This window comes from Kitasatospora cinereorecta, from assembly GCF_024172095.1.
Lineage (GTDB): Bacteria > Actinomycetota > Actinomycetes > Streptomycetales > Streptomycetaceae > Kitasatospora > Kitasatospora cinereorecta.
Genome location: NZ_JAMZDX010000002.1, coordinates 151,373 through 163,878, shown reverse-complemented (window position 1 = coordinate 163,878; position 12,506 = coordinate 151,373). Strand labels below are relative to the sequence as shown.

General features: G+C 73.5%; 12 protein-coding genes. 8 read left to right on the top strand and 4 right to left on the bottom strand.

The features are described 5' to 3' along the window. Positions 1-51: 51 nt before the first annotated feature. From FHR36_RS07645 to FHR36_RS07625, 5 genes are all read left to right on the top strand, one after another. Positions 52-540, top strand: a complete 489-nt coding sequence (locus FHR36_RS07645; RefSeq protein ID WP_253795066.1) for a cysteine dioxygenase — start codon at positions 52-54, stop codon at positions 538-540. 139 nt (positions 541-679) lie between these two features. Next, the gene (locus FHR36_RS07640) at positions 680-1,819 is read left to right on the top strand and encodes an ABC transporter ATP-binding protein (protein WP_253795064.1); all 1,140 of its coding nucleotides are present in this window, start codon (positions 680-682) and stop codon (positions 1,817-1,819) included. Beyond that, positions 1,809-2,468 carry an ABC transporter permease gene (locus tag FHR36_RS07635; protein WP_253795062.1) on the top strand — a complete coding sequence of 220 codons (660 nt, stop codon included), beginning with the start codon at positions 1,809-1,811 and terminating at the stop codon, positions 2,466-2,468. Before FHR36_RS07640 ends, FHR36_RS07635 begins: the two co-directional genes overlap by 11 nt. Then, complete coding sequence (locus tag FHR36_RS07630; RefSeq protein ID WP_253795060.1) at positions 2,465-3,160, top strand: ABC transporter permease; 696 nt, start codon at positions 2,465-2,467, stop codon at positions 3,158-3,160. The genes FHR36_RS07635 and FHR36_RS07630 overlap by 4 nt, the downstream gene beginning before the upstream one ends. Beyond that, positions 3,157-4,071 carry an ABC transporter substrate-binding protein gene (locus tag FHR36_RS07625; RefSeq protein ID WP_253795058.1) on the top strand — a complete coding sequence of 305 codons (915 nt, stop codon included), beginning with the start codon at positions 3,157-3,159 and terminating at the stop codon, positions 4,069-4,071. Before FHR36_RS07630 ends, FHR36_RS07625 begins: the two co-directional genes overlap by 4 nt. Positions 4,072-4,152: 81 nt before the next feature. Here FHR36_RS07625 and FHR36_RS07620 read toward each other — a convergent pair whose 3' ends face one another. Then, positions 4,153-4,965 carry an aggregation-promoting factor C-terminal-like domain-containing protein gene (locus FHR36_RS07620; RefSeq protein ID WP_253795057.1) on the bottom strand — a complete coding sequence of 271 codons (813 nt, stop codon included), beginning with the start codon at positions 4,963-4,965 and terminating at the stop codon, positions 4,153-4,155. Between the two features lie 441 nt (positions 4,966-5,406). Here FHR36_RS07620 and FHR36_RS07615 point away from each other — a divergent pair, with 441 nt between their 5' ends. From FHR36_RS07615 to FHR36_RS07605, 3 genes are all read left to right on the top strand, one after another. Further along, positions 5,407-6,285, top strand: a complete 879-nt coding sequence (locus FHR36_RS07615) for a class I SAM-dependent methyltransferase (protein WP_253795056.1) — start codon at positions 5,407-5,409, stop codon at positions 6,283-6,285. A 178-nt stretch (positions 6,286-6,463) separates the two neighbouring features. Next, on the top strand, positions 6,464-8,200 hold the full coding sequence (locus FHR36_RS07610; protein WP_253795055.1) for a glycosyl hydrolase family 18 protein: 1,737 nt from the start codon (positions 6,464-6,466) through the stop codon (positions 8,198-8,200). Between the two features lie 301 nt (positions 8,201-8,501). Beyond that, positions 8,502-9,389: a hypothetical protein gene (locus tag FHR36_RS07605; protein WP_253795054.1), complete on the top strand. Its 888-nt coding sequence runs from the start codon at positions 8,502-8,504 to the stop codon at positions 9,387-9,389. Between the two features lie 7 nt (positions 9,390-9,396). On the opposite strand, the gene FHR36_RS07600 is transcribed toward FHR36_RS07605, so the two are convergent. The 3 genes from FHR36_RS07600 to FHR36_RS07590 all read right to left on the bottom strand — a co-directional run bounded on the left by FHR36_RS07600 (position 9,397) and on the right by FHR36_RS07590 (position 12,386). Continuing rightward, the gene (locus FHR36_RS07600; protein ID WP_253795053.1) at positions 9,397-10,662 is read right to left on the bottom strand and encodes a multidrug effflux MFS transporter; all 1,266 of its coding nucleotides are present in this window, start codon (positions 10,660-10,662) and stop codon (positions 9,397-9,399) included. Between the two features lie 99 nt (positions 10,663-10,761). Beyond that, positions 10,762-11,109: a hypothetical protein gene (locus FHR36_RS07595; protein ID WP_253795052.1), complete on the bottom strand. Its 348-nt coding sequence runs from the start codon at positions 11,107-11,109 to the stop codon at positions 10,762-10,764. A gap of 95 nt (positions 11,110-11,204) precedes the next feature. Then, on the bottom strand, positions 11,205-12,386 hold the full coding sequence (locus FHR36_RS07590) for an acyl-CoA dehydrogenase family protein (RefSeq protein ID WP_253795051.1): 1,182 nt from the start codon (positions 12,384-12,386) through the stop codon (positions 11,205-11,207). Positions 12,387-12,506: the final 120 nt, after the last annotated feature.

Here is a 12,506-nt window from a genome sequence, read left to right as displayed (position 1 = left end):
GCCGCTTCCGGCTCTGCGTCCGGTGCCCGTCCGGCACACCCGAGGACCGTCATGACCCTTGATCTGGCACCCCCGCCCACCGTCCGGCCGCTCTCGTCGAACGCCCTGCGGGCGATCGTCCGGGAGCTCGCCGAGTCCCCGCAGGAATGGATCCACCGGGTCCGGCTGGACACCGAGGGCCGCTGGTACGAGCGGCTGCGGCTGGCCGAGGACCACGAGGTCTGGCTGATCAGCTGGCTGCCGGGCCAGTCGACCGGCTTCCACGACCACGGCGGTTCGCGCGGCGCGTTCACGGTGGCGCTCGGGGAGCTGGAGGAGCTGTCGCTGGCCGGTCCGGACGGCGGTCTGGCGGTCCGCCGGGTGCCGGCCGGCACGGCCAGGGCGTTCGGGCCGCAGTACCTGCACGACGTACGGAACACCGCCAACGGCCCGGCGGTCACCCTGCACGCGTACTCGCCGCCGCTGGCCGCGATGTCGCGGTACGAGTTGCGGGCCGGCGGTCTGGTCCGTACCGCGGTGGAGGGACCGGAGCAGTGGTGAGCGTCGCCGGCCTCCCACCGTCGGCCCGGGGCCGTTCGGAGGATCAAGGTTTGCGCCGATGTCGTACCGGGAAGCCAGGCTGGCGACCATTCAGATCAATGTTCGATACTCTGCACGGCCACCGCTAGGACCTTGACCAGTGATCAGTTTCGACGGCGCCGCCAAGCGCCACCCCGACGGCACCATCGCCGTCGGGGGTCTCGACCTCGACGTCCCGGCCGGCCGGATCACCGTGCTGGTGGGCCCGTCCGGATGCGGCAAGACCACCATCCTGCGGATGGTCAACCGGATGGTGGAGCCCACCGCCGGCCGGGTGCTGCTGGACGGCGCCGACGTGGCCGGCCTGCCGCCGGCCGGGCTGCGCCGGGGCATCGGCTATGTGATCCAGCAGGCCGGCCTGTTCCCGCACCGGCGGGTGATCGACAACATCGCCACCGTGCCGCTGCTGCTCGGCTGGGACCGCAAGCGGGCCCGGGCGCGAGCCGCCGATTTGCTGGAACTGGTCGGTCTGGAGCCGGAGTTGGCCCGGCGCTATCCGGCCCAGCTGTCCGGCGGCCAGCAGCAGCGGGTGGGTGTGGCCCGGGCGCTGGCGGCCGATCCTCCGGTGCTGCTGATGGACGAGCCGTTCAGCGCGGTCGACCCGCTGGTCCGTACCGGGCTGCAGGAGGAACTGCTGCGGCTGCAAGCCGAGTTGAACAAGACGGTGCTGTTCGTCACGCACGACATCGAGGAGGCGGTCCGGCTCGGCGACCGGGTGGTGGTGCTGCGCAAGCACGGTGAGATCGCCCAGCTCGCCGACCCGCACACCCTGCTGACCGCCCCCGCGGACGAGGGCGTGGCCGCCTTCCTGGGCCGGGACCGCGGGCTGCGCGGACTGGGCCTGCGCATCGCCGACGAGGTCGCGCTGTCGCCACTCGAACTCCACCACGATGGTTGGGAGTTGGAGCTGGACGAGGCCGGTCGGCCGGTGCGCTGGCGCGGCCGGGGCGAGCAGCACCCCGCGCCCGCCTTCCGCCCGGGCCACGACACCCTGCGCACCGCGCTGGACGCCGCGGTGCTCTCCCCGGCCGGCCGCGCGGTGGCCGTCGACGCCGAGGGCCGCGCCATCGGCACCGCCAGTCGCGCCGCCGTCGTCGCCGCCCTGCCGGTCCGCGGGGCCGGCGGCCTCCTCGACGCCGACGGAGCCGACGACGCCGCCAGTGGAATCGCCGGATCGGGCGAGGCCACCGGGCTCCGGAAGGTCCGCTCCTCCGAGGGGGCCGCGCCCGATGGACGGTGAACCGCTCGTCCGCTGGCACTGGATCGGCGACCACCTCGGCTACCTGGGCGGCCTGGCCGCCGACCATGCCGTGATCGCCCTGGTCCCGGTGCTGGTCGCGCTGGTCCTCGCGGTGCCGCTCGGCCTGGTCTGCGCCCGCTTCCCCCGCCTCTACCAACCGCTCGCGGCGGTCTTCAACGTGGTGTACGCGCTGCCCTCGCTGGCGGTGTTCGTGGTGCTGATCCCCTACACCGGGCTGGCCACCATGGCCACCGTGATGATCCCGCTCACCTGCTACGCCCTGGCGGTGCTGCTGCCGACCACGGTCGACGGGCTGCGCGCCGTACCGGAGTCGGTGCGGCAGTCGGCGGTGGCGATGGGCTACGGGCCCTGGCACCGGCTGGCGACGGTCGAACTCCCGGCCGCCGTACCGTTCCTGATCGCCGGCCTCCGGGTGGCGGCGGTGTCCAGCATCTCGCTGGCCGCGGTCGGCGCGCTGATCGGGCGCGGCGGCCTCGGCTACCTGTTCATCGACGGCTTCCAGCGCACCTTCCCGACCCCGATCCTGGCGGGCATCGCCCTGGTCGCGCTGCTGGCGCTGGCCACCGACCTGCTGCTGGTGCTGGCCCGCCGGGTGCTGGCGCCGTGGGCGAGCGGAGCGGCCCGATGAACTGGCTCGGCTGGATCTCCGACTTCCTCTCCGACCCGGCCCACCGCAGCGGCCCGGACTCGATCGCCAACCGCGTCCTGGAGCACCTGGTCTTCGCCGGGGAGGCGCTACTGCTCGCCGCGGTGCTGGCCGTGCCGCTCGGGCTGCTGATCGGCTACACCGGCCGCGGGGTGGTCCTGGTCACCGCCCTCACCGGGGTCGCCCGCGCGCTGCCCACGCTCGGCCTGGTGACCCTGGCCGTCCTGCTGGCCGGGGTCGGCGACGCCGCCGTCCTGCTGCCGCTGGTGGCGCTCGCCGCGCCGCCGCTGCTGGTCGCCTCGGCCGAGGGGATCCGCGGCACCGACCCGGACGTCCGGGACGCCGCCCGCGGCATCGGCCTCACCCACCGGCAGACCCTGTTCACCGTCTGCCTCCCGATCGCCCTGCCCACCCTGCTGGCCGGTCTGCGCACCGCCGCGGTCCAGGTGATCGCCACCGCGACGGTCGCCGCGTACGCCGGGCTCGGCGGGCTCGGCCGGTACGTGGTCGACGGCCTGGCCACCCGGAACTTCCCCACCACCGTCGGCGGCGCGCTGCTGGTCGTACTGCTCGCCGTCGCCACCCAACTCCTGTTCGCCCTGCTGATCCGGTACGCGTCACCGCCCGGCACCCGGGCGCGGCGCACCCACCCCATGGACAAGGAATCGATATGACGACCCGTCTGGTCAGAACGCTCACCGCGGCCGCCCTGGTGCTCGGCGCGGCGGCGTGCTCCTCCTCCGGCGGCGACCCGCTCGCCTCGGGCTCCGGCTCAGCCGCCGCGAAGGACTCCGGCGCGAAGACGGTGGTGGTCGGCTCGGCCAACTTCCCGGAGAACGTGCTGCTCGCCTCGATCTACTCCCAGGCGCTCAAGGCCAAGGGCGTCAAGGTCGAGGAGAAGTTCAACATCGGCAGCCGGGAGGTGCTCTACGGGCAGTTGCAGAGCGGCAGCCTGACCGTGCTCCCCGAGTACAACGGCGCGCTGCTCGGCTACCTCGACCCCAAGGCCACCGCGGCCGGCAGCGAGCAGGTCAACGCGGCGCTGAAGGAGAAGCTGCCGGCCGGCCTGGCGATCCTGGACTCGGCCGCCGCCGAGGACAAGGACTCGCTCACGGTCAGCCAGGACACCGCCGACCGGCTGGGCCTCAAGACCATCGCCGACCTGTCCGCGAAGGCGGGCGAGCTGGCGATCGGCGGGCCGCCGGAGTTCAAGTCCCGTCGCGAGCAGCAGTTCAAGGACACCTACGGGCTCACCTTCAAGGAGTGGAAGCCCACCGGTGACACCACCGCCAACGCGCTCAAGGACGGCACGATCCAGGTCGGCAACGTCTTCACCACCGACCCGCGGATCGTCCAGCTGAAGCTCGTCCCACTGGCCGACCCGAAGAACCTGTTCAGCGCGCAGAACGTCACCCCGCTGGTCAACAAGGCCGGCGTGGACGCCACCGCGAGCGCCGCGCTCAACGCCGTCTCCGCCAAGCTCGACACCGCCGGGCTGACCGCGCTGATGAAGCGCGTCGCGGTGGACAAGGAGGACCCGTCGGCGGTCGCCAAGGACTGGCTGAAGACCAACGGCCTCGGCTGATCCGGCCGCCGGTGTGCCGGCATGCCGAAGGGGCGCGGAAATTCCTCCCGCGCCCCTTCGGCGTACGCGTCACCGGTCCGGTCAGTACCAGTGGTGGGTCTGCCAGAACGCCCAGGCGGCGTTCGGGCTGCCGTAGCGCTCGTTCATGTAATTCAGCGCCCACTTGATCTGGACCTCCGGGTTGGTGCGCCAGTCGGCACCCACCGAGGCCATCTTCGAACCCGGCAGCGCCTGGGCCAGGCCGTAGGCGCCGGAGGAGGCGTTGGTGGCCTTGATGTCCCAGCCGCTCTCGTGGCTGACGATGTTGCTGAACGCGGCGTACTGGCCGGCCGGGACGATCGACTTGGCCAGCTCCTGGACGGCGGCGGGGCTGCTGTCGGCCGGCGCGGCCAGCGCGGAGCGCTGCTCGGAGCGGGAGGCGGCCCCGGTCTGCTGCTGCGGCTCGGGCTGCGCCTTCGCGGCGGGGGTCTCGGCAGCCTTAGCGGCGGGCTTCGGAGCCTCGGCCTTCGGGGCCGCGGGCTTCGCGGACTCGTGCTTCGGAGCCTCGGGCTGCTGCGCCGGGGCCGACGCGGCCGCGGCCTCGGACTGCGGGCTCTGCGGCTGCTGGGCCTGCGGCTGGGCGGCCTGGGTCTGCGGCGCGGCGGCCGGCGCAGTGGGCGCCTCGGTGGCTGGCGCAGTGGTGGCCGGCGCCTCGGTGGCCGGCCCGGTGGTGGCGGGCGCCTCGGCGGCCGCCGGCCGGACCGCCGCCGCCTGGACGGCGGCGGGGACGGTCCGGGCGGAAGCGTGGTCCTCGGGCAGCGCCAGCGCGGCCACGGAGGCGACGGTCACCAGGCCGGCGGAGGCCACCAGGACGGTCGAGCGCTTGCGCATGGCGGACAGGAGGGAGCTACGCATCAGAGTGGATTCCTCGATCGGTTCGGACCGGCCCGGGCGCTGGTCGGCGGCTGTTCGGCCACCACGTGCGCCGCCGGGCCGTGGGCACCCCGGTCTCGGTGTGTGCCGTACGGACGCGCTCCCCGGACCTGCCAGGCCCTGACGGGCGGCACGGTCGAATGCGGTGGAGCGCCTTGCGACTCGACCAGTGTTGCCAGAGCCCCGGACGCCCGCCAAGGGGCCCCCGCTACGACGCCGCGTCGTAGTCAACGGCGGCCTTGGCTTTCGAAACCGGCATTTCAGGCGCCCATGCCCACGGATTCCCTCCACGACCGGCCGTCGTGCCTTGGAAAGCCCTGTGGTCCGACTCACCGCCGAGGCGCCCCCACCCCTACCCGGCGTGATGATCGGATCACCGTAAACGGATTGTCCGAAGATCATCAGGCGGATCATCATGACGCCATGACCGACGCAAACACCACGACACCCGCGGAGACGGCACCCGGGGCCACCGCCCCCGACGCCCTGCGCCCCGAGATCCTCGCCTACTACGAGCGCGGCGCGGAGCAGGACCGCCTGCTCAGCGGCCGCAACCGCCTGGAGTTCTGGCGCACCCAGGACGTGCTGCGCCGCCTGCTGGGCGAGACCCCGCTGCGGATCCTGGACGTGGGCGGCGGCGCCGGCATCCACGCCGCGTGGCTGGCCGGGGACGGGCACCGGGTGGACCTGGTCGACCCGGTGCCGCTCCACGTCGAACAGGCCAGGCAGCTCCCCGGTGTCAACGCCGCGCTCGGCGACGCCCGCGCCCTGGCGGCCGCCGACGGCAGCTACGACGCGGTCCTGCTGCTCGGCCCGCTCTACCACCTGACCGAGCGGGCCGACCGGCTGCGCGCGCTGGCCGAGGCGGCCCGCGCGGTGCGCCCTGGCGGCCTGGTGGTGGCCGCCACCATCAACCGCTGGGCAGGCATGCACGACCTGCTGCGCACCGCCGTGTACTTCGAGCCGAACCGCCGGGCCCGCACCGAGTCGGCGATGGAGACCGGGGTGCTGGCGCACTCGGAGCGCGACTCGATGTTCACCACCGCCTACTTCCACCGCCCGGAGGACGTCCCGGCCGAGTTCGCCGAGGCCGGTCTGGCGTCGTTCGGCCAGTACGGGCTGGAGGGCTCGGCCTGGTTGATGCCCGACATGGAGGAGCACCTGGACGACGCCGACCGCCGGGCCGTCGTACTGGACGCGCTGCGCCGCACCGAGTCGGTCCCCTCCCTGCTGGGGGTGAGCGGCCATCTGCTGACCGCCGGACGGCTCGGCCCGTCCGCCTCCGAGAAGGACGAGCGCTGACGAACTGTCAAGGTTCTTGACAGACGCATGGTCCAGACCAATCATTGGGCTTGCTCGTCGGACCGGGACGCATCGTGGGGGTGTGCCCACCCGGCCGCTCCTCCCTGCACCAGGCACCGCCGCGCGACCGTCCGGACGCGCGGCTCCTTCTTGTCCGATCGCGCCTGATGGAGCACTGATGCGTCTTCACCGACCCCTGCACGCCCTGCTGGCGGCGGGCGCCGTGCTGGCCGGTTCACTCGGCCTGCTCGCCACCCCCGCCGAGGCGGCCACCCCGCTGCCGCAGCACGTGTTCGCCCCGTACTTCGAGGCCTGGACCGGGGCGAGTCCGGCCGCGCTGGCCGCCCAGTCCGGGGCCAAGAACCTGACCATGGCCTTCCTGCAGACCGCGAGCAAGGGCTCCTGCACGCCGCTGTGGAACGGCGACACCGGGATGCCCGTCTCCAACGCGGTCTTCGGCTCCGACATCACCGCCATCCGGGCCGCCGGCGGGGACGTGATCCCCTCCTTCGGCGGCTACACGGCCGACAACACCGGCACCGAGCTGGCCGACAGCTGCACCGACGTCAACGCCATCGCCGCCGCCTTCGAGTCGGTCGTCACCACCTACGACGTCAGCCGGATCGACCTCGACATCGAGGACAACTCGCTGACCAACACCGCCGGTATCGACCGCCGCAACAAGGCGATCAAGCTGGTCGAGGACTGGGCGGCCGCGAACGGCCGGACCCTCCAGTTCGGCTACACCCTGCCGACCACCACCTCCGGCCTGGCCGCCAGCGGCCTCAACGTGCTGAAGAACGCGGTCACCAACAACGCGCGCATCGACGTGGTCAACCTGATGACCTTCGACTACTACGACAACGCCGCGCACAACATGGCCACCGACACCCAGACCGCCGCGACCGGCCTGTACAACCAGCTGGCCAAGCTCTACCCGGCCAAGACCCCGGCCCAGCTGTGGGGTTCGATCGGCATCACCGAGATGCTCGGCATCGACGACTTCGGCGCGGCCGAGACGTTCACCCTGGACAACGCCACCACCGTCTACAACTGGGCCGTGAGCAAGGGCATCGGCACCCTCTCGTTCTGGGCCCTGCAGCGCGACAACGGCGGCTGCCCCGGCACCGCCGGCTCCGACAGCTGCTCCGGCATCGCCCAGGGCACCTGGGACTTCAGCCACGTCTTCGCGCCGTTCACCGGCGGCGGCCAGGCCACCAACGACTTCTCCCTGGCGGTGAACCCGGCGTCCGGCTCGACCGCGCCCGGCGGCTCGGCCTCCGCCACCGTGGCCACCGCGGTCACCGCCGGGTCGGCGCAGACCGTCTCGCTCGCCGTGGCCGGCGCCCCGGCCGGGGTGACCGCCGCGCTGAGCGCCTCCAGCGTCACCGCGGGCGGCAGCGCCACTCTCTCGGTGACCACCACCGCGGCCGTGGCGCCCGGCAGTTACCCGCTCACCGTGACCGGCACCGCGCCGTCCGGCAGCCACAGCGCGACGTACACGCTGACCGTCACCGGTGGCGGCGGCGGATCCGGCGTGCTGGTCAACGGCGACCTGGAGACCGGCGCCCTGGCCCCGTGGAGCTGCCAGAGCGGCGGCGCCGTGGTCTCCACCCCGGTCCACTCCGGCGCCAAGGCCCTGGCGGCCGCGCCGACCGCGAGCCAGACCGGCGAGTGCACCCAGACCGTCACCCTGGCGCCCAACACCAAGTACACGCTGACCGGTTGGGTCCAGGGCAACTACGCCTACCTGGGCGTCCGGGGCGGCGCCACCGGCTCCACCTGGGCCAACTCGGCCGGCTGGACCAAGCTGAGCGTCCCCTTCACCACCGGCGCCTCCGGCACCGTCACCGTCTACCTGCACGGCTGGTACGGCCAGGGCACCGTGTACGGCGACGACTTCGCCATCGCCTGAACCTCCGGACAGTCGAACAGGTGAGCCCCGGCCCGCGCGGTCCGTCCGTTCGATCCTGTGTTCCAAGGCCTGTCTGACAATTCCCGTCGGATCAGCGGGCGGCGTTGATGGGCCCCTCCTGCCCGTTGGCGGGCAAGGAGGGAGCGTGGCTCGGCGGTGCGGAGGAGGGAGTCCATGCGGTGGGGGCACCTCCCGGCCGGAGGCTGGGGGCCATCGGCGACCGACGACAAGCCGGCGAGGTGCGTACTCCGGCGTCGGCCGCCCGGCGGGAATTGTCAGACAGGCCTTAGGATCCTCCACCATGAGCGACGGGTGGGGGACCGACAGCACGCCGGACTGGACCGCGCTGGCCGAGCGCAACGAACGCGAGCAGGCCCGGCGCAAGCGGCTGCGGACCATCGGGACCGCGGCCGCGGCCGCCCTCGCCGTCGGCGGCATCACCGTGACCGCGGTGGTGCTCGGCGGGGGCGGCGGCAGCGCCGAGCGGCTGGCCCAGGACCCCGCCTCCTCCCCCGCCGTCGCCGAGCAGCCGAGCAGCAGCGCGGCCGCCCCCACCGCCTCGGACTCGGCCGCGCCCTCCGGTCCGGCCTCGGCATCCGCGTCCGCCGCCACGTCGGCCAAACCCCGAGCCGGCGCCTCGGCCACCCCCTCCGCCCCGGCCGCGCCGACCACCCTCGACCCGCTGACGGCGATCTCCTCCGCCGCCACCGACACCGCCCCGCTCGACCCCGGCAGCCTCTTCCCGGCCGCCACCCTGAGCATCGGCGGCAGGACCTGGACCCGCCTCACCGACGCCGCCACCGCCACCTGCTGGCAGGCCACCACCGGCGGCCTCGGCGACGTGCTCGCCGCCCAGAACTGCCGGACGCTGCTGCGCGTCACCTACACCTCCGGCAGCAGCGCGGTGACCATCGGCGTCGCCGTCCTGGACGGCAAGGCCCAGGCGGACGCCGCCAACGCCGCCCACCAGGGCCAGGTACAGGGCCTGGTGAAGGCCGGCTCCACCGCCTGGTGCATCACCGCAGGCTGCGCCAACACCCATGCCGCGATCGGCCGTTACGGCTACTACACGGTCTCCGGCACGGTGAAACCCGGCGGCAACACCGCCGACCCGGTGGCCACCGCCGCGGGCCCCGGCTTCGCCGACTACGCCCGCACCCGGCTGCTGGCCCGCGGCAGCGGCCACTGAGCCGGCGTCACGCCTCCTGCACCACCGCACCGCGCGGACGGCACAGCAGCACGTACGCGGCCAGCGCCAGCATCGCGCAGCCGAGCACGATCACGCCGAGCGCGAGGGCAGACGGGTGCCCGCCCGCGCTGGACAGCGGCGCGACGATCGAACCGCACAGGAAGGTACCCGTCCCGAGCAGCGCGGACGCGGAACCCGCCGCGTGCGGGGCGAGGGTGAGCGCCTGCGCGCTGGAGTTGGGCAGCACCACGCCCATGCTCGCCATCAGCAGGAACAGCGCCGGCCAGACGCCGGGCAGGCCCACGTCCCAGACCGCGGTGAAGAGGATCACCGCGGCCCCCGCGACGGCGGTGGCCGCCAGGCCCGCGGTCAGCAGCGCCGCCGAGGTGAAGCGCTGCACCAGCACCCGGCCGTTCAGCTGGGTGAAGCCCACCACCGCGATCGAGTTGACGGCGAAGATCAGGCTGTACGTCTGCGGCGAGATCCCGTACACCGTCTGGAGCACCACCGAGGAGCCGCCCACGTACGCGAACAGCGCGCCGAAGGCGAAGGTGGTGGTGAGGATGTAGCCGAGGAAGGTCGCGTCGCGCAGCAGTCCGCCGATCGCCCGGGCGGTGGTGGCGAAGCCACCGCCGTGCCGCCGTTCGGCCGGCAGGCTCTCGCGCAGCCACACCGCCGCGCCGGCCGTGAGCAGCGCGCCGAGCACCGCCAGGACCACGAAGGTGCCGCGCCAGTCGGTGACGTGCAGCAGCTGGGCGCCGACCACCGGAGCGAAGATCGGGGCGAGGCCGGAGATCAGGCCCATCGACGCCAGGAAGCGGATCATCGCGACGCCCTCCAGCCGGTCGCGCACCATCGCCCGGGCGATCACCAGCCCGGACGCGCCGGCCGCGCCCTGCAGCGAGCGGCCGGCGACCAGGACGGGCATCGAGTCCGCGAGCGCGCAGACCACGGTGGCCAGGGTGTAGACGGCCATGCCGAGCAGCAGCGGGCGGCGGCGGCCCATCCGGTCGCTGAGCGGCCCGAACAGCAGCTGGCCGAGGGCCAGGCCCAGCAGCGAACCGGTGAGGGTGAGCTGGGCGGCGGGGGCGGTGGAGTGCAGGTCGGCCGTGAGGCCGGGCAGGGCGGGCAGGTAGAGGTCGGTGGTGAGCGGTCCGAGGGCGGCCAGTCCGCCCAGCACGGCCACGGTGGCCCGGCCGGGTGGCACCGCCGGGGGTATCGGGGCGGCTTCGGTGGACTGGTCGCCGCCGGCGTCGACGGTCGGGCCTGGCATGGGGCTCCTCACGGTGGTGGGTATGCGCCCCGTCCTATCGCACGACCACCCCACCGCGAAAGCCGGTTCCGCCGGGCGGCCCCACCGGCCCCACCGCTCCTAGCGGAACTCGCGGACCACCTCGATCGGCCCGACGATGTGCCGGTTGAACTCCGCGAGCTCCTCGGCCGGCACCCACAGCTCCAGGATCGTCTCCCCGCCCACCTGCCGAACGGGGTACCGCGCCAGGAACGCGGTCTCCACCTCGAACCGGGTGACGTACCCGACGCCGGACGCCGGTACGTTCCAGTCCCGGGCGATCCGGACGGCGTAGTCCTCGTTCAGCACCGGATAGAAGATCGGCTGGTCCGGGAGCCGGGGCGGCCAGGCCGTCCATCCGGAGGCCTCGACCAGCGCCAGCTCCTCAGGTCCGGTGGGGCGCCAGAGGGTGGTGGTCTGCGGTGTCATGCGGCTCACCGTAGGGGCGCCCGACCGGCCGCGGCCAGCGGTTTTGCGCGGCGGACCGGCCGGGTGCCGTCCCGTACCGGTCCGCCGCGGCCGGGTCAGCGGTAGGCGGCCTCGCCGGTGATGGCCTCGCCGAGGACGAGGGTGTGGATCTCGGAGGTGCCCTCGTAGGTGAGGACCGACTCGAGGTTGTTGGCGTGCCGCAGCGGCGGGTACGCGGTGGTGATGCCGTTCGCGCCGAGGATGGTGCGGGCGGAGCGGGCGATCTCCAGCGCGATGCGAACGTTGTTGAGCTTGCCGAAGCTGATGTGCGCGGGCAGGCTCCGCCCCTCGTCCTTGAGCCGGCCGATCCGCACCGCCACCAGGTACGCCTTCTCCACCTCCAGCATCATCTCGACCAGCTTCTGCTGGGTCAGCTGGAAGGAAGCGATCGGCCGCTCGAACTGGATCCGCGACTTGGCGTACTCCAGCGCCGAGGTGTAGCTGTCCCGGGCGGCGCCGACGGTGCCCCAGAGGATCCCGTACCGCGCCTCGTTGAGCGAGGAGAGCGGTCCGCGCAGCCCGCGGACGCCGGGCAGCACCGCGTCGGCGGGCAGCACCACCTCGTCGAGGACGAGCTCGCTGGTGACGGAGGCGCGCAGCGACAGCTTGCCGTGGACGTCGTGGGCGGTGAAGCCCTTGGTGCCGGCCGGGACGAGGAAGCCGCGGACGCCGTCCTCGGTCTGCGCCCAGACCACGGCGACGTCGGAGACGGATCCGTTGGTGATCCACATCTTGGAGCCGGTGAGCACCCAGTCGTCGCCCTTGCGGCGGGCGCGGGTGCGCATGTTGGCCGGGTCGGAGCCGAAGTCGGGCTCGGTCAGGCCGAAGCAGCCGATGGCGCGGCCGGCGGCGAGGTCGGGCAGCCACTGCTGCTTCTGCTCCTCGCTGCCGAAGGCGTGGATGGAGCGCATGGCGAGCGAGCCCTGGACCGAGACGAAGCTGCGAAGGCCGGAGTCGGCGGCCTCCAGTTCCATGCAGGCGACGCCGTACTCGACGGCGGTGGAGCCGGCGCAGCCGTAGCCGTCGAGGTGCATGCCGAGGACGCCGAGTGCCCCGATCTCGGGGGCGAGTTCGCGGGCGGGGAAGACGCCGCGCTCGTACCAGTCGGGGAGGTTGGGCCGGATCCTCTCCTCGGTGAACCGCCGCACGGTGTCGCGGATCAGCCGCTCCTCGTCGGTCAGCAGGTCGCCGACGGCAAGCAGGTCGGCCGGGTCGAGGCGGGCGGGGGTGGTGGCCATGCGGGTGCTCCTCGGAGGGTTCGGCGGGGTGGTGCCGCGCGACGAGTATGCCGCGCCGCGCTACCCATGGGTACGAGACCCCGCCCACAGCTGTGGCGCCGTCACACCTCTTGACGCGCA

Coding starts and splice junctions, on each gene's coding strand:
- FHR36_RS07645 (WP_253795066.1), top strand. CDS start 52: ATGACCCTTGATCTGGCACCCCCGCCCACCGTCCGGCCGCTCTCGTCG.
- FHR36_RS07635 (WP_253795062.1), top strand. CDS start 1,809: ATGGACGGTGAACCGCTCGTCCGCTGGCACTGGATCGGCGACCACCTC.
- FHR36_RS07630 (WP_253795060.1), top strand. CDS start 2,465: ATGAACTGGCTCGGCTGGATCTCCGACTTCCTCTCCGACCCGGCCCAC.
- FHR36_RS07625 (WP_253795058.1), top strand. CDS start 3,157: ATGACGACCCGTCTGGTCAGAACGCTCACCGCGGCCGCCCTGGTGCTC.
- FHR36_RS07620 (WP_253795057.1), bottom strand. CDS start 4,965: ATGCGTAGCTCCCTCCTGTCCGCCATGCGCAAGCGCTCGACCGTCCTG.
- FHR36_RS07615 (WP_253795056.1), top strand. CDS start 5,407: ATGACCGACGCAAACACCACGACACCCGCGGAGACGGCACCCGGGGCC.
- FHR36_RS07610 (WP_253795055.1), top strand. CDS start 6,464: ATGCGTCTTCACCGACCCCTGCACGCCCTGCTGGCGGCGGGCGCCGTG.
- FHR36_RS07605 (WP_253795054.1), top strand. CDS start 8,502: ATGAGCGACGGGTGGGGGACCGACAGCACGCCGGACTGGACCGCGCTG.
- FHR36_RS07600 (WP_253795053.1), bottom strand. CDS start 10,662: ATGCCAGGCCCGACCGTCGACGCCGGCGGCGACCAGTCCACCGAAGCC.
- FHR36_RS07595 (WP_253795052.1), bottom strand. CDS start 11,109: ATGACACCGCAGACCACCACCCTCTGGCGCCCCACCGGACCTGAGGAG.
- FHR36_RS07590 (WP_253795051.1), bottom strand. CDS start 12,386: ATGGCCACCACCCCCGCCCGCCTCGACCCGGCCGACCTGCTTGCCGTC.